At 66.8% G+C, this 25,739-nt stretch carries 23 protein-coding genes and 1 pseudogene; 1 reads left to right on the top strand and 23 read right to left on the bottom strand.

Annotated features, from left to right (window positions below; all coding sequences use genetic code 11):
* Positions 1-19: 19 nt before the first annotated feature.
* The 11 genes from ASE63_RS16125 to hydA form a co-directional block, all read right to left on the bottom strand.
* Complete coding sequence (locus tag ASE63_RS16125) at positions 20-877, bottom strand: LysR substrate-binding domain-containing protein (RefSeq protein ID WP_056803204.1); 858 nt, start codon at positions 875-877, stop codon at positions 20-22.
* A gap of 169 nt (positions 878-1,046) precedes the next feature.
* Positions 1,047-1,322 carry a hypothetical protein gene (locus tag ASE63_RS28065; protein WP_056803202.1) on the bottom strand — a complete coding sequence of 92 codons (276 nt, stop codon included), beginning with the start codon at positions 1,320-1,322 and terminating at the stop codon, positions 1,047-1,049.
* A 199-nt stretch (positions 1,323-1,521) separates the two neighbouring features.
* Complete coding sequence (locus ASE63_RS16115; RefSeq protein WP_056803199.1) at positions 1,522-2,046, bottom strand: GNAT family N-acetyltransferase; 525 nt, start codon at positions 2,044-2,046, stop codon at positions 1,522-1,524.
* A gap of 11 nt (positions 2,047-2,057) precedes the next feature.
* Positions 2,058-3,899 (bottom strand): ABC transporter ATP-binding protein, encoded by a 1,842-nt coding sequence (locus ASE63_RS16110; RefSeq protein WP_056803197.1) that lies wholly within the window; start codon positions 3,897-3,899, stop codon positions 2,058-2,060.
* A gap of 1 nt (position 3,900) precedes the next feature.
* Positions 3,901-4,779, bottom strand: a complete 879-nt coding sequence (locus ASE63_RS16105; protein ID WP_200962577.1) for an ABC transporter permease — start codon at positions 4,777-4,779, stop codon at positions 3,901-3,903.
* Entirely contained in the window at positions 4,769-5,725 is a 957-nt protein-coding gene (locus tag ASE63_RS16100) for an ABC transporter permease (RefSeq protein ID WP_056803194.1), read from the bottom strand. Before ASE63_RS16100 ends, ASE63_RS16105 begins: the two co-directional genes overlap by 11 nt.
* A gap of 15 nt (positions 5,726-5,740) precedes the next feature.
* Complete coding sequence (locus tag ASE63_RS16095; RefSeq protein ID WP_056803192.1) at positions 5,741-7,198, bottom strand: ABC transporter substrate-binding protein; 1,458 nt, start codon at positions 7,196-7,198, stop codon at positions 5,741-5,743.
* Positions 7,199-7,277: 79 nt separating this feature from the next.
* A complete protein-coding gene (locus ASE63_RS16090; RefSeq protein WP_056803189.1) occupies positions 7,278-7,937 on the bottom strand; it encodes a DUF1028 domain-containing protein in 660 nt (219 codons plus the stop codon).
* A complete protein-coding gene (locus ASE63_RS16085) occupies positions 7,934-9,172 on the bottom strand; it encodes a RidA family protein (RefSeq protein ID WP_056803186.1) in 1,239 nt (412 codons plus the stop codon). The genes ASE63_RS16090 and ASE63_RS16085 overlap by 4 nt, the downstream gene beginning before the upstream one ends.
* A 2-nt stretch (positions 9,173-9,174) precedes the next feature.
* The gene (locus ASE63_RS16080) at positions 9,175-10,455 is read right to left on the bottom strand and encodes a M20/M25/M40 family metallo-hydrolase (protein WP_056803183.1); all 1,281 of its coding nucleotides are present in this window, start codon (positions 10,453-10,455) and stop codon (positions 9,175-9,177) included.
* Between the two features lie 129 nt (positions 10,456-10,584).
* Positions 10,585-12,108 carry a dihydropyrimidinase gene (gene hydA / locus ASE63_RS16075; RefSeq protein ID WP_056803180.1) on the bottom strand — a complete coding sequence of 508 codons (1,524 nt, stop codon included), beginning with the start codon at positions 12,106-12,108 and terminating at the stop codon, positions 10,585-10,587.
* Between the two features lie 86 nt (positions 12,109-12,194).
* Between hydA and ASE63_RS16070 the strand changes: the two genes are divergently transcribed.
* Positions 12,195-12,854, top strand: a complete 660-nt coding sequence (locus tag ASE63_RS16070; RefSeq protein ID WP_056803175.1) for an aspartate/glutamate racemase family protein — start codon at positions 12,195-12,197, stop codon at positions 12,852-12,854.
* A gap of 23 nt (positions 12,855-12,877) precedes the next feature.
* Here ASE63_RS16070 and ASE63_RS16065 read toward each other — a convergent pair whose 3' ends face one another.
* From ASE63_RS16065 to ASE63_RS16015, 12 genes and pseudogenes are all read right to left on the bottom strand, one after another.
* A complete protein-coding gene (locus ASE63_RS16065) occupies positions 12,878-14,242 on the bottom strand; it encodes an MmgE/PrpD family protein (RefSeq protein WP_056803173.1) in 1,365 nt (454 codons plus the stop codon).
* 9 nt (positions 14,243-14,251) lie between these two features.
* Positions 14,252-15,574 carry a hydantoinase/carbamoylase family amidase gene (locus ASE63_RS16060; protein WP_056803170.1) on the bottom strand — a complete coding sequence of 441 codons (1,323 nt, stop codon included), beginning with the start codon at positions 15,572-15,574 and terminating at the stop codon, positions 14,252-14,254.
* Complete coding sequence (locus ASE63_RS16055) at positions 15,571-16,524, bottom strand: agmatinase (RefSeq protein WP_056803167.1); 954 nt, start codon at positions 16,522-16,524, stop codon at positions 15,571-15,573. Before ASE63_RS16055 ends, ASE63_RS16060 begins: the two co-directional genes overlap by 4 nt.
* A 13-nt stretch (positions 16,525-16,537) precedes the next feature.
* Positions 16,538-17,932, bottom strand: coding sequence for an amidohydrolase family protein (locus ASE63_RS16050; RefSeq protein ID WP_056803149.1), 1,395 nt, complete (start codon positions 17,930-17,932; stop codon positions 16,538-16,540).
* Positions 17,933-18,052: 120 nt separating this feature from the next.
* A complete protein-coding gene (locus tag ASE63_RS16045) occupies positions 18,053-18,952 on the bottom strand; it encodes a LysR family transcriptional regulator (protein ID WP_056803147.1) in 900 nt (299 codons plus the stop codon).
* 406 nt (positions 18,953-19,358) lie between these two features.
* Positions 19,359-19,868 (bottom strand): DUF4399 domain-containing protein, encoded by a 510-nt coding sequence (locus tag ASE63_RS26670; protein ID WP_082610005.1) that lies wholly within the window; start codon positions 19,866-19,868, stop codon positions 19,359-19,361.
* Between the two features lie 12 nt (positions 19,869-19,880).
* Positions 19,881-21,476, bottom strand: coding sequence for an SUMF1/EgtB/PvdO family nonheme iron enzyme (locus ASE63_RS16035; RefSeq protein ID WP_056803142.1), 1,596 nt, complete (start codon positions 21,474-21,476; stop codon positions 19,881-19,883).
* A gap of 270 nt (positions 21,477-21,746) precedes the next feature.
* A pseudogene (locus ASE63_RS26665) lies at positions 21,747-21,925 on the bottom strand (transposase); the annotation flags it as partial.
* 16 nt (positions 21,926-21,941) lie between these two features.
* The gene (locus ASE63_RS16030; protein ID WP_056803140.1) at positions 21,942-23,198 is read right to left on the bottom strand and encodes a BatD family protein; all 1,257 of its coding nucleotides are present in this window, start codon (positions 23,196-23,198) and stop codon (positions 21,942-21,944) included.
* Positions 23,195-23,821 (bottom strand): hypothetical protein, encoded by a 627-nt coding sequence (locus ASE63_RS16025; RefSeq protein ID WP_056803252.1) that lies wholly within the window; start codon positions 23,819-23,821, stop codon positions 23,195-23,197. Before ASE63_RS16025 ends, ASE63_RS16030 begins: the two co-directional genes overlap by 4 nt.
* Positions 23,818-24,720, bottom strand: coding sequence for a VWA domain-containing protein (locus ASE63_RS16020; protein ID WP_244491423.1), 903 nt, complete (start codon positions 24,718-24,720; stop codon positions 23,818-23,820). The genes ASE63_RS16025 and ASE63_RS16020 overlap by 4 nt, the downstream gene beginning before the upstream one ends.
* Positions 24,717-25,736, bottom strand: coding sequence for a VWA domain-containing protein (locus ASE63_RS16015; RefSeq protein ID WP_056803137.1), 1,020 nt, complete (start codon positions 25,734-25,736; stop codon positions 24,717-24,719). The genes ASE63_RS16020 and ASE63_RS16015 overlap by 4 nt, the downstream gene beginning before the upstream one ends.
* Positions 25,737-25,739: the final 3 nt, after the last annotated feature.

The raw sequence follows: 25,739 nt of genomic DNA, 5'->3' as shown, positions 1-25,739 counted from the left end.
AGGTCAATGCCGTCGTCAGTCACGCCTCCAGCCGGCAGAAGGTTGCCAGCCGTTCGGCCAACGCGGTGGTCGCGGCCGGCGCATCGTCCCGATAGTAGAGCGCCAGCTCGAAATCGGTGATCTCGGCCAGCCCCTCGGCTGCGCCAAGGGGCCTGTGCCCGGGCAACCTGCAGCCGGCGGGCAGCAGGGTCACGCCGAGCCCCGCGGCGGACGCGGCGGCGAGCGCTGCCAGGCTGCCGCTGCAATATCCGACGCGCCAGCGGATGCCGAGCGCGTCGAGCGCTCCGCATAACTCGTCGCGATAGAGCCCGCCGAGCGGGAACATCGCCAGGGAAACGGGAGCGCGCTCGATGGCCGGATGCGCCCGACTGTCGAGCCAGAGCAGCGGCTCGCGCCGGGCTGCGCGTGGCGGCTGCCCGCGCCGCTGCTTCACCAGGATCAAGTCGAGTTCCTCGCGCTCATAGGCAGTGCGTAGATCGGCGCTCAGCCCGCTGGTCACGTCGAGTCTCAGATGCGGTTGCTCCCGGCTGAAGGCCGCCAGCAACTCGACGGTCGGCACTGCGAAGTCCTCCGGCATTCCGAGACGCAGCACGCCGTCCCGCCAGGCGCCGGTTAGCGCATCATGCGCCTCCTCGTTGAGCGCGATGATCCGCCGCGCATAGCTCAGCAGCCGCTCCCCCTCTTCCGTGAGTTCGACCTGATGCGAGGAGCGCTCCAGCAGCGCCTGGCCCAGCAAATCCTCGAGCCGTTTGACCTGCAGGCTGACAGTGGACTGCGACAGCGATACCCGGTCGGCCGCGCGCGTGAAACTCAGCGCCTCGCAAACGGCGACGAAGCTGATCAGCAGCTGCGGATTGAACATCGGATATCGGTTCACGGATCCGTCGCTCCTGGATGCGTCGCGCCGCGACCAGAGTTGTTACCCCGACACTCAGTTCCGCAGCAACGAGTCCTCATGGCGCTCTTCGCGCGTAGCCGATGATGTGCCGCAACGCGGGCATGTTGATGCGGATCCTTCGGGCAAGCTCGCTCGCACTCGCCGTCCTTCACTCCGGCACGCCGGCTTTTTTCAGTCCCTCGACGAACACTTCGCAATGAGCGAATTTTCCGAGGTTTTGACGAAGGACCGAGAGGCGGGGCGGCGGGCCGACGCGAGCCCGAGCGGCGATGAATTCCTGCGCCTCCTCGATGAGACCGAGATGACCGCAGCAGCTGATCAGCGTGTTGTAGTGGACTGAATATTCGGCAAAGGCCGCGACCTCTCGCTGGAGAGGGGGAAGCGCCTCCTCGAACCGCCTTGGCCCCCGGCAGGGCCAGCCCATGGATCGCCGTGTAGATGCCCGCAAAGAACTCGGGCGCACATGGCCGCGTCGCCTATGATCGTCTGCTTGGTGACGCAGCCAAATCTCCCATCGGCAAGCCCGAGGGCTTCGGGAACCAGTTCCGCGGCACGAGCAGCGGTGCTGCCGACTTGACGAGGCCTTTGCAGACCGCCCAGTCAAGCCGGCCCTCCTCACTTGGTCACGTGCCCGGTTCGGTGCCGTCCCAAACGATCGCGATATTGGACGAGCGCCAGAGCGGACCTGCGTCGCGGTACTGGCCCGCAAGTTGCCCGCCGAGCGCAGTGTAAAACGCGATGGCTGGGTCGTTACCGGCGACGACACCAAGTCCGACGCCGCCAAACCCCTGTGACTGCAGGTGCCGCATCGCGGTTGCCAGCAATCTGCGGCCGATGCCATGCCGTTGCAGGGCGCTGTCGACGTAGAGGGCCCCGATCTCACCACGATCGCCGAAAATGGCATTGGACGGCTTGCCTGCTGCTACAATACCGACCACGCGCCGATCGAACTCGGCGACGAACACGGCCTCTCCAGGCGAGGGAGCCGACAGTCGGGCACGCCAGCCCGTCATACGGTGCTTCTCGTCGAGAGCGAGCTGCACATCGGCGGGCGCGATTTGGCGATAAGTTTCGCGCCACACCTTGACGTGAAGCGCGGCAATCGCGCCGGCGTCTGCAATCGTCGCGGGGCGAATCTCGACTTCCATCGGTTTTCCGCTCAGGTTCTCGCTTGCATCGCAGCATCGACTCTCGGCACTGCCGAAAGCAGCTTGATCGTATAGGGGTGCTGCGGATTGTTCATCACTGTGTCGGCATCCCCGATCTCGACCAGCTCGCCGCGGTTCATCACTGCGATCCTGTCGGCGAGATGGGCGACCACCGAGATGTCGTGGGAAATGAACAGATAGGCGACGCCAAGGCGGTCGCGCAGGTCGGCGAGCAGGTTGACGATTGCCGCCTGGACCGAGACGTCCAACGCCGAGACCGGTTCGTCGCAGACGATGAATTTCGGCTCTGTCGCCAGCGCGCGGGCTATGCCGACGCGCTGCTTCTCGCCGCCGCTCATCTGGTGGGCGTAGCGATCCGCGTAATGGGCGGGCAGGCGCACGAGATCGAGCAGGGCCCGGACACGCGCCGGGATCTCGGCCTTCGGCACCAGGCCGAAGCGCTCGATCGGGCGAGCCAGCAGTTCACCGATGGTCTTGCGCGGGTTGAGCGAGGAATCCGGGTTCTGGAAGACGATCTGTGCCGTGCGACGCATGGCCTCCAACTCGCGCTGCGGCTTGTCCGATATCGTTTCCGATCCGATCCGGATCGTCCCGGCGTCGGGGTCGATCAGGCGCAGGATGGTGCGGCCGAGCGTCGTCTTGCCCGAGCCGGATTCGCCGACGAGGCCGAGCACTTCGCCCTGGCGGATGTCGAGGCTGATGGCGTTGACCGGCGTCAGCAGCGTCTCGACCTTGCGCGGACGCCAGCCGTCGAAGCGCCAGCCACCACCGAGCCGGAAGGTCTTGGTGAGATCGGTGACCGAGACGATCGGCTTCTGGTTGCGGGCGGAGAGGTCGATCGGCTCGGCAACCTGCTCTGGTCGGGGCCAGGGCGTGTCGCGCAGGGGCTCGGCATTGGCGCAGCGGACCTTGCGCTCACCGACCTGGCGAAGCGTCTGCGGCGCATCGCTGGACGGCGTCGCGAAGGGGCAGCGCGTGATGAAGCGGCAGCCGGAGGGCGGCTTGCGCAGGTCGGGCAGGCGGCCCGGGATGGCGGCGAGGCGATGCTGCTTCAGGCCGATGCGCGGGATCGCCGCGAGCAGCCCCTTGGAATAGGGATGCACCGGGTGGTGCAGCACCTCGGTGGTGCTGCCGTGCTCGACGATCTGCCCGGCATAGAGCACCGCGACCTCGTCGGCGATGCGCCGGACCACGCCGAGATTGTGACTGATGAAGAGCATGGTGAGCCCGCGGCTCGTCCGCAGCTGTTCGAGCAGATCGAGGATCTGCGCCTCGATCGTCACGTCGAGAGCCGTCGTCGGCTCGTCGAGGATCAGCAGGTCCGGCTCCGGCGCCAGTGCGCCGGCGATCAGCGCGCGCTGGCGCATGCCGCCGGAGAGCTCGTGCGGATAGGCCTTGGCGACAGCCTGCGGATTGACGATGCCAACCTCGTTGAGCAGTTCCACCGCACGCTCGAAGGCCTGGGCCTTGCTGAAGCCGCGATGATGGACCAGCCCCTCGCCAACCTGCTCGCCGATCGGCAGCGACGGGTTGAGGACGGAGAACGGATCCTGGAAGACCAGGCCGAGCCGCGAGCCGCGCAACTGACGGCGCTCCTCGAAGGACATCGCGCCGATGTCCCGGCCGTCGAAGACGATCTTGCCGGAGGCGATCTCGGCCTCCTGCGGCAGCAGGCCCATCGCGGCCAGCGCCACCGTGCTCTTGCCCGATCCGGACTCGCCGACCAGCGCCAGCGTGCGGCCCTTCTCGGCTGAGATCGAAATCGAGGAAAGCGCCTCGAGCACGCCGCCCGGCGTGCGGTATCGGACAGTGAGGTCGTCGATCTGCAGCATGTCAGCGCTTTCCGATGCGGGCCTTGAGCCGCGGGTCGAGCCGCTCGCGGGCGCCGTCGCCGAGCAGGTTGATGCCGATGACGAGCACGCACATGGCGATGCCCGGCGCCAGCGCGATCCAGGGCGCGCGGTCAATGAAGGAGCGTGCTTCCGAGATCATCAGGCCCCAGTCCGAACTCGGCGGCTGAGCGCCCAGCCCCAGAAAGCTCAGCGCCGAGCCGAGCAGGATCGCATAGGTCACTCGCAGGCTGGCCTCGACCAGCAGCGGCGGCCAGGCATTGGGCAGGATCTCGCGGAAGAGGATGTACCAGTTGCTCTCGGCGCGAGCCTTGGCGGCCTGGATGAACTCCTCGTTGGCGAGGGTGAGGGTGACGCTGCGTGCTATGCGCGCGATCAGCGGGATATAGACGAAGCCGACGGCGAGCGCGGTCTTCCACAGCGCCGGCGGCGTCACCGCGAGGACAAGGAGGCCGAGCATGATCGGCGGGACTGCCATCAGGATGTCGGCGAGCCGCATCAGGACTTCGTCGGTCCAGCCGCGGAAATAACCGGCCGCAAGGCCCATCGGGACACCGATCGCGAGGCTGACGACGGTGGCGGCGACGCCCATCGCGATCGACAGGCGTGCGCCCATCAGCAGGCGGCTGAGCACGTCGCGGCCGTACTCGTCGGTGCCGAGCCAGTAGGTCGCGTTCGGTGCCAGGAAACGCGTGCGCATCGAGATGGTGTCCCAGGGATGCGGCGCGATCCAGGGCGCCAGCAGCCCGAGCAGCACCATCGTCCCCGTGATCGCGAGGCCGACCTTGAGCTGCAGCGACATCGGCCGGCGCGGCGGCTTCTCCGGTGCGGCCGCGGAGGCCGTGGTCGCGTCACCCGACATTGCGGCCGAACCTGATCTTGGGATTGAAGCGAGCATAGAGGAGGTCCGCCATGAGGTTGGCGAGCGCGTAGATCGCGGCCACCACGAGGATCGACGCCTGCAGCGTCGGCAGGTCGCGGTTCTGGATGGAGAAGACGATCAACCGGCCGAGGCCCGGATAGGCAAAGATGGTCTCGACCACGACGATGCCGCCCATGAGCCGGCCGAAATCGAGCGCCAGCACGGTGATCGTCGGCAGCAGGGCGTTGCGCAGGGCGTGATGCAGCACGATCACGCGCTCCGGCAGGCCCTTGGCGCGCGCCGCGGTGACGTAGGGGCTCTGCAGCACCTCGATCATGCTCGAGCGCGTCAGCCGCGAGACATGGGCGAGATGGCCGAAGACCAGGGTGATGGTTGGCGCGATCAGGTGCTGCGCCCAGATCCAAAGGCCTGCCGACGGAGACTCGTAGCCGGAGGCCGGCAGCCAGCCGAGCCAGGCGGCGAAAACCATGATCACGACGATCGCCCAGAAGAATTCCGGAACGGCGATGCCGAGATAGGTGCCGACCGAGACGCCATGGTCGAGCGGACGGCCATGGCGGAGCGCCGCGACGATGCCGAGCCCGACGCCGATCACCGCGATCAGCACGAAGGAGGCGCCGGTCAACATGAGGGAGCGCCCGATCGCTTCCGCGAGTAGCGGGCCGATCGGGCGGTTCATCAGGGTGGATTCGCCGAGGTCGCCGGTCAGGAAACCGCTCGCCCAGCGAAGATACTGCTGCCAGATCGGGTCGGTGAGACCCAGCTTAAGCTCCAGCGCGCGCACCTGCTCCGGGGGCGCGAAGGGTCCCAGGATCAGATAGGCGACGTTCGCCGGCAGCAGCGCGGTGATGCCGAAGACGAGCATCGAAACCGCCACGAGGACGAGGACGACGAAGAGAAGTCGGCGTACGACGTAGGCGGTCATCGATGCTTGCCCGGTTTACGGCTTAAGGGTGACGTTCTTGAGCTCGAGCCAGAGCATCGGGGTCGATTTGAAGCCGTCGACCTTCTTGCTGACCCCGTTCACATGCGCCATCGCGTACGCGATGATGCTCGGCTGGGTCTCCTCGACCACCGCCTGGAACTCCTTGAACAGCTTCTTGCGCGCTTCCTCGTCATTGGTCTGGCGGGCCTGGTCGAGGATCTTGTCGACGCGCGGCTCGCTGTAGCGCCAGAGTTGGCGGTTCCACGATCCGGTCGAGTGGTAGAAGGGGTAGAGCGCGGTATCGACCGTCGGCCGGGCGAAATAGCCGTCCACATACATCTGCGCCTTGCCCGCAACATTTGCCGCGTAGGAGGCGAAGGGGACGCGCTCGACATTGATGCGGATGCCGGCGGCGCGCGCCATGTCGCGTACCGCGACGCCGAGGCGCACGCGCTGCTCGCGCTCCTGAGGAACCTGCATCGGCACGTCGACGCCGTTCGGGAAGCCGGCCTCGGCCATCAGCTTCTTGGCCTGGGCGACGTCCGGCGGGCTGAACTTCAGCTCGGTGTTGAAATAGGGATGGCTCGGCGGCAGCGGGCTGAAGGTCGGCGCGCCCTGGCCGAACAGGGCGAGCTCGACGAGTGCCTCCTTGTCGATCGTTAGCGCAAGCGCCTTACGGACTCGCGGATCGTTGAAGGGCGGCCGATCGTTGTTGAGAATCACGCCGTCCCAGGTCGGCGTCGGGACGCTGTCGACGCGGATCGAGGCGTGCTTCTCGAACTTCTCCACGGACTCGTAGGGGAGGTTCCAGAGGATGTCGATCGCGCCCGATTCGAGCGCGGCGATGCGGGCGGCCGCCTCCGGCACGATGCGGATGGTGGCGCCGTCGAGCTTCGGCAGGCCCTTCTCGAAATAGTCCGGGTTCTTGACCAACTCCATGCGGTCGCCGGGCGACCAGGACTTGAACATGAAGGGGCCGGTGCCGATCGGCTGCGTCGAGAGCTCACCGAGCTTGTCCTTGGCGACGATGCGCAGCTGGCGGTCGGCGAAGATGTCGGCGAAGCCGGCATAGGGGAACTTCAGCTTGAAGGTAACCTCGAGCGGGCCGCTCGCATCGACGCTCTCGACCATCTCCAGGCTGGTGCGGGCGCGCGAGCCGGTGGCGGGATCGAGGATGCGCTTCACCGTCGCCACGACGTCCTCGGAATCGAGAGTGCGGCCGTGGTGGAACTTGACGCCGTCGCGGAGCTTGAAGGTCCAGGTCTTGAGGTCCTCCGAGGTCGTCCAGCTCTCCGCGAGGTCGGGCTTCACGGTCAGGTCGGGGTCGATCCGCGACAGGCCGTTGAAGACGAGATGGACGTAGATGTATTCGTCACCGATCGTCGTCTTGGCCGGGTCGAGATTGTTGAGCGTGGTGCCGACGGCGACCCGCACAGTGCCCTGGGCGAGGGCGGGAGCCATGGCTGCGGCCATGACGCTCGTTGCTACGGAAAGCCCCAGTAGAATTCGTCGCATTGTAATCCCCATTTTTTCGTTGGTCTCAGGCGGTGCCTCAGGGTGGCGAGATCGCGGAATCCGGATCGATCGCCCGCGTGACGTAGAGATCCGCCACCGGCTCGTACTCTTGCCAGAGCCGTGCCAAGGTCGCGATCGGATCGGCGGCGCTGTCGACGCGCAGGTCGACATAGGGAAAGGCCTGCTTGTCGGCGACGACCAGCGCGGTCGACACCAGCGGCTTGAACTCGCCGCCGGCGTCGTCGCCGGCCTTGAGCGCAGCGATCAGGCGCGCCGCGAGCGGCTGCCCGGGCTCGGCCTCGAAGGCCCTCACCATGGCGAAGGGCACGTCCTTGCTGCGCACGATGTTCCCGAGCGCGACACAGTCCTTGCCATGCGCCTCGGCGACTTCCGGCTTGTTGCTGGCACCGCTGAAGGCGGCGGTGCGACCATACGCGTCGATGACCGCGAGCTGGCGCCAGTCGCTGCGCGGCGTCGCGCCGACCAGCGCCTTGATGACGTTTTCGGCGGAGTAGCCGCGGCGCAGCAGATCGAGCGCCAGCGGGCCGAGCCGCGGATCGGTCATGTGCTGCGTCAGGGCGGCGCCGATGCCGGCGGCGGCATGCTGGCAGCGCGAGCCGACCGCGATCGAGGAGGTGGTGACGACGGCACCCAACATGCCGGTGCGGGCGCAGCGTCCCGCCAGCGAGAAGGTCATCGTCCGCTCTGCCCCTTGATGGCGACGATATCGACTTCCATCAGCAACTCGGGGCTGGCCAGCCCCTTCACCACGACGGTCGCGAAAGCCGGCGGATTGGCGCCGAAGCGCTTGAGGACGGCCGCGTTGACGGCCGGCAGGAAGTCGCTCTCGGTGACGTAGACGGTCGCCTTGGCGACATCGGCCAGGGTCGCCCCGGCATCGGCGAGCAGGAGCTCGACATTGTCCATCGCCTTCTCGGCCTGGGCCGTGGCGTCGCCTGCACCGTGCAGCACATGGTCGAGCCCCATGCCGGTCTGGCCGCGCAGGATGACGCGGTCGCCCGCGACCACGGCCATGCAGAGCTTGCTGTCGAGGCCCTGTGCCTGGGTGCCGTAGCGCGCATTGCTGGAGTGGTAGGGCCGCAGGCGCTCATGCGGCTTGCCGCCCTGCTTCGGGATCACCACCACGTCGATCTCGAACAGGATTTCCGGCCGGGCGAAGGCGGTGGTGACGATGCCGGTCGAGACCGGGCGGACCTCGCCGAAATGCTTGCCGATCATCGGATAGACGCCGGCTCGATAGGCGCGGTCGCTGATGTAGACGGTCATCTTGCAGACGTCGTCCATCGCGGCGCCGGCCTCGGCGAGGAGCGTGGCGAGGTTCTTCATCGCGATGTCCGCCTGGGCCGCGGAATCGGCGACGCTGCGGCCGGTATCAGGCGACTGGCTGTGATCGAGCCCGGAGCCGGTCTGCCCGCGCACGAAGAACTCGTTGTCGGTCTTCACCACCATCGAGCCGGTCCAGGGGAAGCCCTGCCCGTGCCAGTTATCGAAGGTATAGGCCCGGGTGTAGACGGCCGGAACCTGCGGGATTGCCGCCTCTGCATCGATCTGCACGATCAGCTCGGGCCGGCCGAGGCCGGCGACGACCAGCCCGGTCGAGACCGGGCGGGCATTCGGCACGCGCTTGGTGATGATGCGGTAGACCTCCGTGCGGTAGCCGCGGTCGACGATGCAGGTGGTCAGCTTGGTGAGGTTGTCGAGCGAACCGCCGGCTGCCTTCAACGCGGCCTCGAGATAGTCCAGGGCCGCATGGGTCTGGGCGGCGGCGTCGCCGAGGCCCTTGACCGACCCGTCGGGCTGCGCGGCGTTGGCGCCGCTGAGATAAAGGCGCTCTCCATGCTTGACCGCGGTCGGAACCGGGGCGGCGCCGCAGCCGGGCAGGGAGAGGGTAAGCGGAACGAGGCGATCCATGGTCATGTCCAATCGCGGGCGTGGTCAGCGGAGAGATAGGCTGCGGCGGCGAGCGCATGCGTGCGGACGACGTGAAGGAATTCCTCGATCTCCACGTACTCGTTCGGCTTCGCCATGCCGGTGGGGCTGCAGCCATAGACATAGGAAGGCACGCCGTTCTGCCGCCAATGCTTGCAGTCGGTCGCGCCAAGGCTGACGGCCGATACAGGCTCGGGCCAGCCGAGTTCGCTCACCGTGCCCTTGAGGATCGCGAGCATCTCATGCTCCGGCGGGCTGACCGTCGGCTCGCAGGAATGGGTCCAGACCGGGGTGAGCCGTGCCGGCGGGTGGCGCGCGATGCGCTTCTCGACCTCAGCCAGCATGAACGCATGCGTCATGCCGATCGGCAGGCGGATGTCGCATTCGAGCCGGCAATGTCCCGGCAGCATGTTGATCTTGACGCCGCCCTGAACGACGCCGACCGAGACCGTGACCTTGTTGAGGATGCCCGACGCGCCCTTGCCGACGCCGTTGTCGATCGCGGCGAAGCCGGCCTCGATGGCGGCGCGCACCGACTGCTCCTGCTCCACCGGCAGTTGCTCCAGCGTATAGATGTCTTGGATCAGGTCGGAGGCGATCTTGATCGCGTTCGGGCTGGCGTGGGTGTAGGCCGCATGGGCGCCGGGCGTGTCGACCTCGACGACGATGCGCAGCGTGCCCTTCTCGCCGAAGCGCACCATGCTCGGCACGCTCGGCTCGCCGTTCAGCATGCAGTCGCCGCGGAATTCCTCGCCGAATTCCTCGATGAGCCACTTCGCGCCCCAGGTCCCACCGGTCTCCTCGTCGGAGACGCAGGTCAGGGTGAGGCGCCCGCCGAGCTCCTCGCGCAGGCGGTGCAGGTAGATATAGGTCCAGATCGAGGCGGCGGTGCCGCACTTCATGTCAGCCACGCCGCGGCCATGGACCCTGCCGTCCTCAATCGCGCCGCTCCACGGGGCGCGCGACCAGCTTTCGCGAGCGCCTTCCGGAAACACGTCGATATGGCCGTTGAGGACGAGATGGCGCCCGGCCTTGCCGCCCTCGAAGGAGCCGACGACGTTCGGCAGGTGTTCCTTGGCCGAGCGCACCTCGACCGGAACGCCCTTCTGCTTCAGCCGCGCGACCAGCCAGTCGGCGCATTCGCGGGTATCGCCGGGCGGGTTGGGCGTCGGGATCGAGACGAACTTGGACAGGAAGGCCAGGAGCTCGTCACGATCCTCCTCGATCCAGGACAAGATTCGTTGCTTCACCGAAGCGGTGGCCATGGCCTTCTCCTCTCGCAGCCGCCCAGCGAGGCCGGCGATCAGTCCCGAAGCCCCCCGTTTTCTGGTTCTTGCGGCTTCGCGAGAGAAGCTAAGTCATCGCCGGCAAAGTGACCGAATTAAAATGGCGCCTCACCTATTCGCCGGGATTATAGGCGCGGCCGGGACCTGCTCTGAAAGCAGGGCGGCGCCGAAGTTGCGCTCCGGATCCATGTCGGCGCAGAGGCGCCCGGTCGGCTCGGCCGCCCAGCCGCCATCGCGGCCGATCCAGCGCCCGCTGCCGGCCACGCCCGCGACCTCGCCGCCGGCGACGACGTCCCGGCCTCGCACCAGCACATGGACCGGCCAGCCCTGGACGCTGCGCCCGGCGAACGGCGTGAAGCCGGTCCGGTCATGCATCGCGGCGTCGGTGATCGCGACCGTCTTAGCCGGGTCCCAGATCGCGATATCGGCATCGTTGCCGATCTGGATCGCGCCCTTGCCCTTCAGGTTGTAGATCGCGGCCGGGGTCGTCGCCGTCAGGTCGACGAAGGCCTCGAGACCGCGGCCGGCGAACTCCCCTCGGCCCTTGCTGACCATCGCGTCGAACAGCAGCGGCAGGCGCGTTTCCAGGCCGGGAAGCCCGTTTGCGATCTGCTTGAAGGTCGAATCCGGCCCGGCCGAGAGCTTGCCCGTCTCGTCGAAGGCATAGGGCGCATGGTCGGATGAGATCGTCTGGATGTCGCCGAGCGCGAGCGCCTGCCAGAGCGCCTCCTGGTCGTCGTGTTCGCGCGGCGGCGGCGAACACATCCACTTCGCCCCCTCGAGCCCCGGCTTGTCGATGTCGTGCCGGGTCAGGAAGAGATATTGCGGGCAGGTCTCGGCGAAGACCTTGAGGCCGCGCCCGCGCGCCTTGCGGATCACCTCGGCGCCTTCCCGCGTCGAGACGTGGAAGATCATGATCGGCTGGTCGAGCAGTTCGGCCGCCGCGATCAGCCGGGTGAACGCCTCGGCCTCGGATCCGCGCGGATGGCTCGGTGCATGATATTTGGGCGCCGAATACCCTTTCGCGAGCAGCTTCTTGCCCATCCAGGAAATCATGCCGTGATTTTCGGCATGGACGCAGACCAGCGCCCGGTTCTGCCGGGCTGTCAGCAACAGATCGAGCAGCGGCTCGTCGTCGACCTTGATCAGGTCGTAGGTCATGAAGACCTTGATCGAGGAGTGGCCTTCGCCGATCAGCGCCGGCAGGTCCTGCTCCAGCGTCTTGGCATCCGGGTTGGCTATGATCAGGTGGAAGGCGTAGTCGATCATTGCGCCGCGGCGCGCCCGCGCCTCGTAGTCGGTGACGACCTGGCGCAGGTCGAGCCCGCGATGCTGGGCGGCGAAGCACATCACCGTCGTAGTCCCGCCGAAAGCGGCCGAGGCGGTCGCGCTCTCGAAGCTGTCGGCGTTGAGCAGGCCGCCGGCCGAGACCTGCTCGATATGGGCATGGGTGTCGACGCCGCCGGGCAGGACGAGCTTGCCGGTCGCGTCGATCTCGCGGGCGCCGGCGGCCAGCTTCTCGCCGATGGCGACGATGCGCTCGGCCGTGACGCCGATATCGGCGGCGAATCGCCCGGTCGCGGTGCCGACCGTGCCGCCGCGGATGACGAGATCATAAGTGGGGGTGGTCATGGGGTCTCCTGCTGGACGCGGCGCGGGCGAGCGACGATGATGGATTCGGACAATGATGCATTGCATCGAGGCAGGGAAATCAGGGCATGTCGCGCAGACGGCGTATTCTCGTCATCAATCCGAATTCGAACGAGACGGTGACGGAAGGGCTTCGGCAGGCCGTGCTGCCGCTTTCGACCGCCGACGGCCCTGAAATCATCTGCGAGACGCTGCGCGAAGGGCCGATCGGCATCGAGACGCAGGAGCATGCCGAAAGCGTGACGATCCCGCTGCGCCGCCGCATCGAGGCGATCAACGACGCCGACGCCTTCATCATCGCCTGCTATTCCGACCCGGGCATCCATATCGCCCGCGAAGGCACGAATCGCCCGGTCTTCGGCATCGCCGAATGCGGCGTCCTGACCGCGCTGACCCGCGCCGAGCGCTTCGGCGTGATCGCGATCCGCACGCGTTCGATCCCGCGGCATATCCGTTATCTCAGGCAGATGGCGCTGATGGACCGCTTGGCCGGCGAGCGGGCGCTCGAGATGTCGGTGGCCGAGAGCGCGACCGGCGAGAAGACGCTGGAGCGCATGATCGCCATCGGCACCGAGCTGAAGGAACTCGATGGCGCCGGCGCCATCGTGATGGGCTGCGCCGGCATGGCGCGCCACCGCAAGCCGCTCGAGGAGGCGCTCGGCATTCCGGTGATCGACCCGACCCAGGCCGCCGTCGCGATGGCGATCGGTACGGTGATGGTGCAGTAGCACCCGGGTTGAGGCGGCGCGTTTCAAGCCGCCAGGAGTTTCGGCAGCGCCGCGACGTCGTCGAGACGCTCCAGACCCAGCATCGTTTCCGCCAGCCTGTCGGCCTGCTCTCGCGGCAGGGTGAGCGCGGCGAGCCCGTCGAATTTCTCCCGAAGCTGCGCCAGCGAAACCGGGTTGTCGGGCGCGCCGAGCGGCGTCGATGTCGGCTCCTCGAAACGGCGCCCATCGACCGTCTCGACGATCAGGGACGAAGCCCAGCTCGCGGTGACGGTTTCGTCCCGCAGGATCGAGACATTCCCCAGCAACGCCTGCAGCTCCGGCGCATTGCGACATTCTTCACCATAGGCGGAGAGCCTGGCCGAGCCGAAGCAGATCCGGGCCGCGACCGCATAGGGCAGGCTCATCTGCGCCGCCGGCATGGTCGAAACATCGCTGCCGCCCACCATTCCGTTGAGGAAGGTATTGAGGCGGGCCCGGACCTTCGCGACGTCCCCCGCCGCAAGGCCCTCGCGCTCGATCAGCCGGCCGATCGCATCCACGGCGGCGTGCGTGTCGCGGCAGGAGGCATAGGGCTTGATCGCGGCATGCCGCAGCATCCAGTCGCGGCCGAGATTCTGCGTCACCCGCTCCACCTTGGTCTCGCGTCCGCCGGCATAGGTGGCGAAGAAGCCGCCCCAGACATCGTCGAAGCCGCGGCGCGGGCCGCTGAAGCCTTCGCGTGCCAGCAAGGCCGCTGTCAGCCCGCCTTCGGCGGCGCGGCCGGCATGGAGCCGCTTGGTCATCGCGCCGTCATGGATGAAGTTCCAGGTGCCGCTGGCGAGGCTGACGGCGATGCCGAGGCAATCCGCCGTCTGGGCAGGGGACAATCGCAGCAGCGAGGCGCAGGCCGCCGCGGCCGCGAAGGCGCCGCAGGTGCCGGTGGAGTGCCAGCCGACGCTGTTATGCGCGACATAGCCACCGAAGCCCTCCATCACCCGCCGGCCGACATCGTAGCCGGCGACGACCGCGGTCAGGAATTCCTTCCCCGTGACGGCGCGCCCGGCGAGCGGCAGCACAGCGAGCAGCGCCGGCAGGACGACGGCGCCGGAATGGTCGCAACCGCCGGTGTCGTCGAGTTCGAAGGCATGGGCTGCGATGCCGTTCACGAGCGCGGCCTCGCGCGGCGCGAGGCTCTCGCCGGTGCCCCAGAGCGGCGCGGTCCCGGCATGCCCTGCGGCTGCGAGCATAGTCCGCGTTCGGATCGCCTCCTGCGAGACGGCGCCCGCCAGCGCGGCGCCCAGCGTGTCGAGGCTGTGGTGCTTGGCCTTGACGGCGATCGCCTCGGGAATGTCGCGATAGGAGAGCTCGGCGACGAAACCCGCCAGCTCGGCAATCACGCCTTCGCTCATCGCGCCTCTCTATCCTGCGTTGCGGGCGACCCAGTCCGCCAGCACGGTGCAGGCGTCGAGGAAGTCGTCGATGTCCATCTGCTCGAGCGGATTGTGGCTGCCGTTTTCGTTGCGCACGAACAGCATCGCGGTCGGCACGCCGGCGGCGGCAAAGGCCGCAGCATCATGCGAGGCCGGGCTGCCGAGCGGCATGGCGGGGATGTCGAGCCTGGCCGCGGCCTCGGTCAGCTCCCCGAATATGACCTGGTCGACGAGACCGACCGCCGCCGAGGCACGCGCCCCGAAATCAAAGCTGACACTGCGCTCGGCCTCGATGCGCGCGACGATTTCCGGAATGCGCGCCTCGATCGCCGCGATCACGCCGACATCATAGCCGCGGACGTCCAGGCTGAAATGGAAGGCGCCGGGCACCGTGGTCATGCCGTGCATCGCGGTGTCGGTGTGGAAGCGGCCGAACGTCATGGCGACCGGGGTGCCGGCTTCCTCGTATTCGGCCCAGATCGCGTCGAGCGCGGCAGCGAAGGCGGTCGCGGCCATCGCCGCATCGCGTCGGAAGCGGCGGGGAGTGCCGACATGATCGTGCCGGCCGGTCACGGTTACGTCCGGAAAACGGAAATTGCCCGGAATGCCGGTGCAGATCGCGAGCGGATACCCCGCTTCCACCAGACTCGGTGCCTGCTCGATATGGACCTCCAGGAAGGCGCGGATCGCGGCGGGATCGAGGAAGCGCTCGCCGCGGACTAGCGCTTCGGGATCGCCGCCGCATTCGGCGATATGGCTCGCCAGCGGCCGCCCGGTATCGATACGCGGGCTGTCCAGCGCGCCGGGCGGCAGGGATGCCAGCGCGGAGCGGCTGCCGATATAGGAGACCTGGAACCAGACGCTTTCCTCTGCCCGCACGCCCATCACCGTGACATTCCGGCGCGGGCGCAGGCCGAGTTGCCGCAGGCTCTCGATCACCACGAGCCCGGCGAGGACACCCGCCGCCCCGTCGAAATTGCCGCCATGCGGCACGCTGTCGAGATGCGAGCCCATCAGGATGCGCGGCAGGGACGGGTCGCTGCCGGCCCAGGTCGCATAAGTGTTGGCGGCGGCGTCGCGCTGCAGCTCGAGCCCCGCGGCCGCCGCCGTATCGGCGAAGACGGCGTGGCCGAAATTCTCGCCGGCGCCGTAGGTGTCGCGGGTGATGCCGGGATGACCCTGGCTGCCTTGGGCCAGTCTCGCGAAAAAGACGAGGGCCGCATCGCGTTGCGCGCGTACGGCCTGCTTCAGCGCTTCGGCGCCCGGCGTCGGCAAGGCTGTGCCGTCGTCCACCCTGGAAGCTTCGCTCATTTGCCGAAATAGCCGGCGCGGACCGCCGCGCCTATCATGTTTACGACCAGGCGCCCGGCGGTGATGCAGGTGATCTGGTTGACGTCGCTGCGTGGCGTGATCTCGACCACGTCCATGCCGACGACGCGGCCCTTGGCGACGAGGCCGTGGATCAGCTTGCGGGCCTGGGCGAAGGTGATGCCGCTGGGGCAGGGGCCGGCGACGCCGGGCGCGATCGCCGGGTCCATGCCGTCGAGATCGATCGTCAGGTAGTAGCGGCCGCCGTCGGGGATGCGCGCCAGCACCGATTCCATGCCGTTGTCATGGACCTCATAGGCGCTGACCAGATGGGCACCATAGGCGCGCGCCGCATCGACCTCTTCCTGCCGGGCGCTGCCCGTGGCGCGCAGGCCGATCTGGAAGATGTCGTGGACATGCTCCATCTCGGAGGCGCGACGGATCGGGCTCGAATAACCCTGCGTCACGCCGTTAACCTCCAGGCGCCAGTCGAGATGCTGGTCGATCTGAACCAGCGTGATCGGGCCGTCGCCGTCGAGGCCGCACAGCACCGGGATCGGCACCCCATGGTCGCCGCCGAGCACGATCGGCATCGCGCCGGCCGCGCGGATCTTGCGGATCGCGTCTTCGGCCTTGCGGTAATGCGCGGTGAGATCGCGGAAATCGCCGATGATGTCGCCGCAATCGACCGTCCGGATCGGCCGATTGTCGTAAAGCGGCCCGCCGACGTCGAAATCATAGCGCTCGATCGAGCGGGTGATGCGGTCGGTGGCACGGCGCATCGCCGCCGGCATGTTGGTTTGGTCGTTGACGATCTCGGCGAAGCTGTAGGCGTCGCCATAGGGAATGCCGAGGAAGGCGATGTCGGCCGCCCCGAGATTGTCGAGATCGGTGGCGAGCTCGGAATAGAGGAAGGTAGCATGGCCGGTCTTGGGCGCGGTGGTCAGGGTCATGGTTGCGGTCCGGTCAGCCGTTGAGCCAGCGAAGCTCGCCGGGCGGGGGAGCGATATCGGGATTCGCCGCGATCATGCGATCCCAGACCGCCCTGGTGACGGCATCCGCCTCCTCGAGCAGGGCGTCCTCGTCCACGGTCAGCACCTTGCCGTCGCGCATCACGAACTCGCCGTCGACGATCACGGAGCGGACGAGGCCGGGATGGCCGTAATGGACGATGTTCGACGTCAGGCGGATGATCGGCCGCATGGCCGGGGAGCGCAGGTCGAGGATCGTCAGATCAGCCTTCATGCCAGGGGCGAGCGCACCAATGCTGTCGCCTGCGCCGACGCTGGCCGCCGCATCGCGGGTGACCATGTCGAGCACCTCCTGCGGCGTTGGCGACGTGCCGTTCTCGGCCTCGCGGCCGCGGCCCGTGCGATGCACGATCGAGCCGATCGCCATCGCCTGGAACATGTCCTCGCTCATATTGTCGGTGCCGATTGCGATGCGGGCTCCGGCGTCGCGGATCCAGCCGATCGGCACCTTGTGGAGGCCGCGGCGGCTGGAGCTCGCCGGGCAATGTGCCAGCGTCACCCCGCGTTCGGCAAGGAGCGCGACGTCATCGCGCGTGCAGTAGGTCCAGTGCGCAGCGGTCAGGTCGGGGCTGAGAAAGCCCTCGCGGTCGAGATAGGCGGCCGGGGTCAGGCCATAGCGCTCGCGGATCGAGGCGACCTCGCCTGTGCTCTGGGCGAGATGGCAGGTGCGGGTCAGCCCGTGCTTGCCCGCCAATTCGAGCAGCTTCGCGAGCATGGCCGGAGAGCAGTTGTCCGGGGCATGGGCCGCTATCTGGCAGTTGACGCGGCCGTTGCGGGCGCCGTGCCAGCCCTCGACCAGGGCCTGGGCACGGTCGAGGAAGGCCTGGCCGAAGGCCTCGTCGACCGAGTAGTCGCCGAAGCGGATCTTGCGGGTGTCGATGTCGGCGCAGGATTCCGAGAGCCAGAGGCGCATGCCGGTATCGGCCATGGCGCCGGCATAGGTCACGACATGGCGGAAAGGATCGACCAGGGTGGTGGTGCCGCTGCGGATCGCCTCCAGGCAGCCGAGCGCCGCCATCACGCCGCGCTCATGCTCGCTCATCGTGTAGGAGATCGGCGACATGTAGCGGTAGATGATCTCGCCGCTCCAGTCCTCGACCGTGCCGCGCAGCGAGGTCAGGATCGTATGCGTATGGGCGTTGATCAGGCCCGGAAGGACGGCGAGGCCGCGGCCGGACATCCGCTCCGTGTCCGGATAGGCCTTCTCCAGCTCGGCGCTCTTGCCGACTGCGACGATGCGGTCGGCAGCAATCGCGATGGCGCCGTCTTCGATAATGCGGCGCTCATCATCGCAGGTGACGAGCGTCGTGCCGGTGATCAGGAGGTCCATGTCGCTGTCCGGAAAGCCAATTCGCAGTGACAGTGAAATGGAATGGCGGGGCCGGCAATCGCGCCAGCTATGCTTTATGCCCGCGGGCGATAACCGACGCGAATAGTCTCCCGAAGTGGCTCAACTCAGCTTCTCCGCCAGGCCGCTCGCGACTTGCCGGACCTCGCGTAGGAAGGCCTCGGCGGCGCGCGACAGCGGCCGCTTGTCCGAGCGGACGACCGATGCCGCGACCCGGCTCGCCGGCTCGAAGGGCCGGGTCGCGAGCTTGAACCGGCCGGCGAAGAGCGGCGAGAGCGGATCGACCACAGCGATGCCGACGCCGGCCTCGGCCAGCATGCAGGCGGTATTGCAGTAACGCACTTCGACGGAGAATTCGTAAGTCTCTGCCATCTTGTCGAAGGCTTGGCGCACGAGCGTTCCCATCTTGGTGCCCCGCTCGAGGGCGATGAAGGGCACGCTGCGCAGATCGGCCGGCGTGATAACGGGCTTTTCCGCCAGCGGGTGGTCCGGCCGCATGGCGCAGACCATGTTCTCGGAGAAGAACACCTCGGAGTTCAGCCCGCGATGATCGCCGAGGCCGAGTACGAAGCCGAGTTCGGCGGTGCCGCTGTCGACGGCATCGATGACGTTCTCGAAGCGGCGGATATCGAAGAAGACCTTCATATTGGGTCGCTTAGCCAGGAAGAGCTGCAGCGCTGCCGGAACCACGCTGTAGCCGAGCGGCGGGGTCGCGATCAGCCGGACATGGCCGGCACGGTTTTCCTTCAGATCGGTGACGCGGGTCGCGAAGGCAGCCTGCATCGCAAACAGAGGGTCGGAATCGCGGTAGAGGGCTCGCGCCTCCTCGGTGGCGAAGAGGCGGTTGTTGACGCGCTCAAACAGCGGAAAGCCGAGTTGAGCCTCGAGATGCTTGATGCCGTTGCTGACGGCCGGCTGGGAGAGGCCGAGCTCCTGCGCTGCCCGGACTGTTGTCTCGCAACGGACCACCGCTCGCAGCAATTCGATCTGGCGCAAATTCATGGAGCAAGCTTGGCTCGGCGGGCAGGGGCATTTCAAGCCGTCTCTGCTCAATCGCGATGCACGGCCTCGAGCAGCAGCCACATCGTTCGGCACACTTGATCGACGCTTCGAACAAGGGCGCTCGGACGTCGTTCTGCTGCTCAGAGTCGACCCACGAATTTGATGGACAATCGCGCTCGCCCATTGCGGCAAGAGAAGTTGCTATTTTTTGTTCAGATTTGCATTGTTCGCCTTCTGGCAAACGGACGCGCTGATCCTGGGATCCGGGCGATTGTTTGGCCGGCCGGGAGAGAAGCGCCAACTGCGAACGTTAGCTTATTGCCCGGAAGCGGACATTCCCTGGCTAGACGGATCAAAGCCAGGGACCGAGCCTGGCTGTCCCTTGGAGGGTCCGCTTTTTTTCGTCCTAGGAACCTTTTCCACTGACTTTCTTCGACGTTCTCGCCGGTGCCACTGGCAACACGGTTATCGTCACCTTCTTCGAGATGAGCATCGGTTTGAACGGCCTGTGCTCAGGGTCGCCGAGCACCAGTTGGAGGGTATGTTTTCCCGGCGGCAGTTCAAGCCTCGCCTCCGTCTGGCCCGCACCGAAGTGAAGGTGCTTGTTGTCCGTCGGAATCGGCTCGTCCGGATCGATCTCGTCGGTGACATCGACCAGGAGATGGTGATGTCCGGCATTCGGAGCGGAGCTGCCGGCCTGCGTTACGCCCATGTTTCGGAGACCGAACCGCACCCAGAATTCGCCGCGGATTTGCGCACCGTCCCAAGGAAAGATGATGTACAGGCGCGCATCGGGAGCCGGCGCGCGTTGCGGTGTGGAGGGCTTTGGGGCTGGCGCTGTCTGCGCCAGAGTTCCCCCAGGCAGAAGGCTCACGACGGCAAAGGCAAGCAGGATGCAGCCGGCTGATCGGCCCATGGAACCCTCCTGTCAGAGCGAACGAGCAATTCTGAACCCGTGTGCCGGGTAACGGACTCCCGTGTCGTAATGGGTTCGGCTCGCGGGCCTCACGGAAGCCGCGTTGCTTCGCCAGGAGCCGCCTCTCAAGACGTTCTCCCGGCAGTTCTGAGCCGTTCGAGGCAAGCCATCCGAGGGCGCATCGCGGTAGTTGGCCACCCAGCAATCGGCCACCCACTGAGCGACCCCGCCTCCGAAATCGGCACCGCCGAATGCATTGCGCGCGAAACTGCCGACCGGCATCGGAGCCTTCGGATCCTGGGAAGCGCCGCAGTCCCTGCAATTGGCCTTGCCGGGTTCGAGTTCGCGCCCCCACCAGAAGCGGGTCGAGGTCCCCGCCCTGGCGGCGTATTCCCACTCCGCTTCGCTCGGCAGACGGTAAGGTTTACCGGTCACTTGCGCGAGCCAGTCCGCATATTGCTTGGCATCGAGCCAACTCAGATTGCGGGCGGGCGCGGTTTCACTTCCCTCGAGTGCGAAGGGACAGCCCTTTGCCGCCGCACATCGGTTCCACTCGGCGACGGAGATGGGAGACAGCCCGATTGCGAATGGCGCGATGGTCACGGTCCGGATCGGTTGTTCCGAGGGGTCTTCATCGCTGCCCATCCGAAAGGATCCGCCGGGTATGCGGATCATCTCGGGGCAGGTTTCGCAGTCGCGGAAGCCGGATGCGGTTTGAATCATCCGCACGGCAGGAAGGCTCGGGGCCAAGATCGCGACCTGCGGATCTGAAGCCGGGGCGGCCGGTGGAGGATCGGGCGATGGTGCCAAAGGCTTGGCCGCATTTGCAGTGTTGCCAGTTGTTGGCTCAACCCGCGGGGACGGTGCGGGTTGGTTCGTCACCGAGGTCAACGGGACCGGCACCCACTGGGGGAAACGTTCGATGGAGACCAGATTTGTCTGCCCGCCGACCGGCCAATAGCCGGTGGTATAGAGCCCGGCGGCAACCAGAGCAAAAGCTGCTGCGATCCCGGCAGGGATCAGGTAGGACGGTCTTTTTTTCGTCGCGCCGGTGAACGAAACCGGATCGGGAAGCACACGATAGATACGAACGGGATCGGTGATGTTCTTCAGCTTCTCGTCGCCGAGCGATTGATATCCGCAGACAAGTTTGTTCTTTATTTGTTCGTATATGCCGCCTGAGATATAGACGCCGCCGGGTATCGCCAGAGCTTCCAGGCGGGCGGCGATATTGACGCCATCGCCAAAGACATCATCCGGTTCAACGATAACGTCGCCCAGATTCAGTCCCATCCGGTATTGCAGCCAGTAATCACGGGGCAGGCCCGTATTTCTTGCTGCTACCGACTGCTGAATGACAATCGCGCATCTTACGGCTTCGAGAGGGCTATCGAACATGGCGATGAAACCATCGCCGGTATTCTTCACGAGCCTGCCGTAATGCTCTTCAAGCGTGGGGTCGACGATCTCGCGGCGCACATGCTTCAGCCGACGAACGGTCCCTTCCTCGTCGTGGCCCATCATCTGGCTGTAGCCAGCGATGTCCGCCGCGAGAATAGCCGCGAGCCGACGATGAGCGTGCGGATGAGTCGAAAACTCTTCGCGCATCACAACCACCACGAGATGATCAGATAGCTCTCGGCCTGTTCATATCAGGTAGCGCGCCCAGCGTCGAATTTTCCGCTCATCTGCGAGCGGAGGGCACCGCCGGCCACGCCCCGGATGTCGACTTTCAGGCGGCAGCGCAGATTCGGCTGTTGGCGCGGTCGTAGAGACCGACAGACGCCCTACGAACGTCTGAAGCCACCCAGTACAGCCGTACGGTGAACTGCATGCGTCGAGTCGGCCTATCGCCAGCAGTCGAACTGGAGCGTGTCGTCATTTGAGCCAAGCGAGTGCGGCGACGAGTTGAATGGCGGCCACGACGGTGGTTGCAAGTTCGTCGTAGCGCGATGCGATGGCTCGGAAGCCTTTGAGGCCTTGAAGAAGCGCTCGACGAGATTGCGTTCGCGGTAGAGCGCCAAGTCGGTTTTGCGCTGGATCCGGCGATTGGCCTTTCACGACAGGTCGCCGTCATGAGTTTGGCCCGCGGCCGGCACTCTCAGGATTCAAACGGGGCAGGGAACCTTCAGGGGATGTCTTGTGCGCTCTTGCGGTCATGCTCGAGAGTTCGACAGCGAGAACGTGGCCGTCATCCTTGGTCCATGTGCCTCCCGGTCGGAACAGGAAACATTCCAGGCGGTCGATCGCGGCCCAAAGCGCCGGACTGCCTTCCAGGGTTTGCCCGGCGGCTGACGTCAGGCATTCCCTCCAGGGCGCGAGCGCTTCATAGGTGGATCGAGCGTCACCGCTACGGGCCACGCGGATCAGAGTTCGACGCTGGAATTCCGGCGATGCGTGCCAACGGATTTGCCAACAACGCCAACGCCGCAGGCCGAACCATCCTCCACCGATGGCCGCCCCGACGGCGACGAACAGCGCCCAAAGCTTCGAACCTTGTGTCGGCCGTTGCTCCTCAGGAGCGGCTTCAACCGTCACGGTCGTTCCCGGAAGCGCTTCAACATGGGCATCCTTGTCGGTCGACGTCAGCCAAGGCTGCGTCAAGGCGGGCAGCTCGTAGCTGCCGGGTCTCTCGAAAACGTAGGTCACCTTTTCGGTACGGTGGCCATCGATGCCCATCCGGGTCGGCCGATCATCGACGACGGGCGGGCCGGCATAGACCCTGACGCCGTCCGGCGCCGTGAACCGGAACTCCGCCATTCCGAGAGCGGGAACGCCGTCGGCTCGGCGCTGGATCGTCCGCACGATCGCGTCCCCGGCCTTGAACCGCGCGGTCGCTGGATCCGGCAACCAGTTCTGTTCGACGTTGACCCGATCGGCGACGAGGACGGGGGCTGACGGATCGACGCCTTTCGGGACGGTGACGTCCAGCCTCGTCCCGGTCCCCTTGGCGGAGCCGGCCGGATCGCCGCCGCGGTCGAGCAAGATCACCGCCGGCGGCGGGATCTCGATCGTGCCGCCGCGGCGCGGGAACAGAACGAATTCGAAGGTCTGGCCGACGTAATCCTGCCCGTCGATGGTATCGCGAACCGTGGTGCCCTGGCTCTCGAAACGCATGATCTGCGCGCCCGCCGCTTCCGGCATCTTGACCAGCGGAGGGTGCTGCATCTCGCCAGGGAACAGCACCGCGACGCTCACGGTGACGGGCTGGCCGATCACGACGCCTTCGGATGGTTTCAGCGAGGTTCGAACGAGGGGCGTCGCTCCGGGCGCCTGGGAGACCGCCGGGAGCGGAACAAGCAGCAGCAGGAGCGCGAGCAGAATTCTCATGGCGGCGTCCCTGCCGTGCCCGCACTGAGCTGGTAGGCAAACTTCGCCCGCAGGAAGTCGGCTGGCTGGGTCTGGACGCGCTTGAGCCAGAGGGCGCGGACGGCCTCGTCCGACATCGGGGTCGCCTGCGCGACGGTCGTATCCTCGCCGCCCTTCTTATCCTTGTCGTAGACGATTTCGTCGGGCTTGGAGTCCATTTGGTCAGTCTCACCGCCCCTGGTTTTCCGGCGCTCGGCGCGGATGCGGGCGATCTCGCGATTGCGGGTCGCCTCCGGCCGGCCGGGGCGCAGCACGAGCGCTCGGTCGTACCGCTTCATCGCATCTTCGTACTGGCCGAGCATCACGAGCGCATTGCCCTGATCGAAGGCGCCATCGGCTGTGTCGCGCGCCGAGAACGCCTGCGACGCCTCCTTGAAGTTTCCCGACCTATAGAACGCGACGCCGCGCCAGAGCGGATCGCGAAAGGCCATGGCCGCGTCCGCTGGGTCGTTGCGCGCCAGCAGGACGCGGCCGCGTTGGTCCGGCCGCAGCCAGAGGTTGCTCCAACCGGTGCGCAGTCCGGCTCCCACGAGCGCTGCGGCGCCGACGAGGCCGATCAGGCCGTAGAGCCTCGGCGCCCTCATGTCAGCGCCCATCCCCGCCGGAACCAGAGCAAGACCAGCAAGGCGAGCAGCGGCGTCAGCCAGTACCCCGCCTCGCGCCAATGGCTGCCTTCACCCGCCACGCTTGCGGCGGCATCGCGGCCGTCGAGACGGCGAGCGACGGCTGCGACGTCGGTCTGGTCCGGTGTCGTCGCGATGATGCTGGCACCCGGCACCTGCCCCAGAGCATCCTGCGCCGCTCCTGTCGGCAGGAGGCCGAGAACGGTGACCGGGCGCGACAGCTTCGGCCAGTCGACGGCCTGCGGTCCGATCGTGTCTGCGAGCAGCAGGATCGAGCCGCCGTTGATGCTGTTCGCCAGCGTACGCTCTGCCAGCGCCAACGCCCCGATCAGATCGTCGCCCTCCTTCGGCATCACACTCGGCGAGAGAGCATTGGAGAGTTCGATAACGATGGTCGCGTCCGTCGTCGCCGGCAGGACGATATGCGCCGAGCCGGAATAAGCGATCAGCGCCGTCGAGGCTCCCTCGCGCGCGGCCAGGATGTCCGCGAGCTTCTGTCGTGCCCGGTCCAGCCGGGTGGGAGCGAGGTCCTCGGTCATCATCGACGGCGTCACCTTCAGCACGACGGCGAGGGGCGGCTTGGCATCCGCGAAAGGAGACGGCTCGCGCTGCCAGGCAGGCCCGGAGACGGCGATGATGGCGGCGATCCAGCCGAGCAGGAGCCAGTCGACAGGGCGAAGCCGCGAGCGACGCTCCTCTCCGACGAGGAGATAGGGAAGCAGGGCCGGGTCGATGACCTTCCGCCATTGTCTGGAGGCGTCGGAAGCCTGTCTTTCGAACAGCCAGAAGGCGATGGCTGGAGCGAGGGAGAGCAGCCAGAACGGCCGCTCGAAATGGAAGGCTGAGAGCTCGGCAATCATGGCGCCGCCCCTTCCAGCGTGGCGTTGGATCTCACTTCGCGCGAGTAACGGTGCCGAAATGCAATCCCGATGCCCTGCGTCAGCAAGGTGAGGGCGAGTACTCCCGCCAGCGGCATCCAGAAGATGTCGCGTCGTGGCCGGAAGCTCACCGTGTCGACCCGGCGGGTCTCGATCTCGTCGAGCCGGCGGTAGATGTCCGCGAGCTGAGCGCGATCGAGCGCGCGGTAGAAGCCACCTCCGGTCCGGTCGGCGACCTCCTTCAGGGCCGCCTCGTCGAGCTTGTCCTCGCCGGCGGCGGTGGGATCGCCGACGGCCACGGTATGGATGACGATGCCCTGGTCCTTGGCGATCCCGGCCGCCTCGGCGGGCGGCACCTTGCTGATCGTGTCATTGCCGTCGGTGAGTGCGATCATTGTCTTCGCCTTGACCGAGCTCTTCGCGAAGCGGCCGATGCCTAGCCCGATTGCGTCCCCGAACGCTGTGCGGGGTCCCGCCATGCCGACTGCGGTGTCGCGCAGCATGGCCCGGCTGAGTTCCAGATCGGTGGTGAACGGAACGAGGGCGAAGGGCGCGTCACCGAAGACGATGACGCCGACGCGGTCACCCTTCCGCCGCGACAGGAAATCGTCGAGCACCTGCTTGACCGCGGTAAGGCGGTCGACGGGCTTCCCCGAAGCATCGACGAAGTCCGTGGTATCCATCGAAGCGGACAGGTCGACGAGCAGCAGCAGGTCGCGCGTCGGCATGTCGCGATGGAGCGCCGGCTCGATCCACTGCGGGCGGGCAAGCGCGGCCAGCGTCATCAGCCAGGCCAGCACGAGGACGATCAGACGGGCCGTATGACGACGGGCGACCACGCCACCCGAATACGGCACCTGACCGCTTACTCTCGCGAGCCTGTCGAAGAACGGCACGCGCAGCCCGGGACGCCGCTCGGCACGGGCAGGCAGGGCGAACCAGACCAGCAGCGGCAGCGGAGCGAGCAGGGCTATCCACGGATGCGCGAAGGACAGCATCGT

The organism is Allobosea sp. Root381 (genome assembly GCF_001429395.1).
Taxonomy (GTDB): domain Bacteria; phylum Pseudomonadota; class Alphaproteobacteria; order Rhizobiales; family Beijerinckiaceae; genus Allobosea.
This window is presented reverse-complemented; position numbering and strand designations above follow the sequence as displayed.

What these genes read in the sequence shown, in the direction of transcription:
- ASE63_RS28065 (WP_056803202.1), bottom strand. Translation starts at nt 1,322, where the DNA reads ATGGGCTGGCCCTGCCGGGGGCCAAGGCGGTTCGAGGAGGCGCTTCCC.
- ASE63_RS16115 (WP_056803199.1), bottom strand. Translation starts at nt 2,046, where the DNA reads ATGGAAGTCGAGATTCGCCCCGCGACGATTGCAGACGCCGGCGCGATT.
- ASE63_RS16110 (WP_056803197.1), bottom strand. Translation starts at nt 3,899, where the DNA reads ATGCTGCAGATCGACGACCTCACTGTCCGATACCGCACGCCGGGCGGC.
- ASE63_RS16105 (WP_200962577.1), bottom strand. Translation starts at nt 4,779, where the DNA reads ATGTCGGGTGACGCGACCACGGCCTCCGCGGCCGCACCGGAGAAGCCG.
- ASE63_RS16100 (WP_056803194.1), bottom strand. Translation starts at nt 5,725, where the DNA reads ATGACCGCCTACGTCGTACGCCGACTTCTCTTCGTCGTCCTCGTCCTC.
- ASE63_RS16095 (WP_056803192.1), bottom strand. Translation starts at nt 7,198, where the DNA reads ATGGCCGCAGCCATGGCTCCCGCCCTCGCCCAGGGCACTGTGCGGGTC.
- ASE63_RS16090 (WP_056803189.1), bottom strand. Translation starts at nt 7,937, where the DNA reads ATGACCTTCTCGCTGGCGGGACGCTGCGCCCGCACCGGCATGTTGGGT.
- ASE63_RS16085 (WP_056803186.1), bottom strand. Translation starts at nt 9,172, where the DNA reads ATGGATCGCCTCGTTCCGCTTACCCTCTCCCTGCCCGGCTGCGGCGCC.
- ASE63_RS16080 (WP_056803183.1), bottom strand. Translation starts at nt 10,455, where the DNA reads ATGGCCACCGCTTCGGTGAAGCAACGAATCTTGTCCTGGATCGAGGAG.
- hydA (WP_056803180.1), bottom strand. Translation starts at nt 12,108, where the DNA reads ATGACCACCCCCACTTATGATCTCGTCATCCGCGGCGGCACGGTCGGC.
- ASE63_RS16070 (WP_056803175.1), top strand. Translation starts at nt 12,195, where the DNA reads ATGTCGCGCAGACGGCGTATTCTCGTCATCAATCCGAATTCGAACGAG.
- ASE63_RS16065 (WP_056803173.1), bottom strand. Translation starts at nt 14,242, where the DNA reads ATGAGCGAAGGCGTGATTGCCGAGCTGGCGGGTTTCGTCGCCGAGCTC.
- ASE63_RS16060 (WP_056803170.1), bottom strand. Translation starts at nt 15,574, where the DNA reads ATGAGCGAAGCTTCCAGGGTGGACGACGGCACAGCCTTGCCGACGCCG.
- ASE63_RS16055 (WP_056803167.1), bottom strand. Translation starts at nt 16,524, where the DNA reads ATGACCCTGACCACCGCGCCCAAGACCGGCCATGCTACCTTCCTCTAT.
- ASE63_RS16050 (WP_056803149.1), bottom strand. Translation starts at nt 17,932, where the DNA reads ATGGACCTCCTGATCACCGGCACGACGCTCGTCACCTGCGATGATGAG.
- ASE63_RS16045 (WP_056803147.1), bottom strand. Translation starts at nt 18,952, where the DNA reads ATGAATTTGCGCCAGATCGAATTGCTGCGAGCGGTGGTCCGTTGCGAG.
- ASE63_RS26670 (WP_082610005.1), bottom strand. Translation starts at nt 19,868, where the DNA reads ATGGGCCGATCAGCCGGCTGCATCCTGCTTGCCTTTGCCGTCGTGAGC.
- ASE63_RS16035 (WP_056803142.1), bottom strand. Translation starts at nt 21,476, where the DNA reads ATGCGCGAAGAGTTTTCGACTCATCCGCACGCTCATCGTCGGCTCGCG.
- ASE63_RS16030 (WP_056803140.1), bottom strand. Translation starts at nt 23,198, where the DNA reads ATGAGAATTCTGCTCGCGCTCCTGCTGCTGCTTGTTCCGCTCCCGGCG.
- ASE63_RS16025 (WP_056803252.1), bottom strand. Translation starts at nt 23,821, where the DNA reads ATGAGGGCGCCGAGGCTCTACGGCCTGATCGGCCTCGTCGGCGCCGCA.
- ASE63_RS16020 (WP_244491423.1), bottom strand. Translation starts at nt 24,720, where the DNA reads ATGATTGCCGAGCTCTCAGCCTTCCATTTCGAGCGGCCGTTCTGGCTG.
- ASE63_RS16015 (WP_056803137.1), bottom strand. Translation starts at nt 25,736, where the DNA reads ATGCTGTCCTTCGCGCATCCGTGGATAGCCCTGCTCGCTCCGCTGCCG.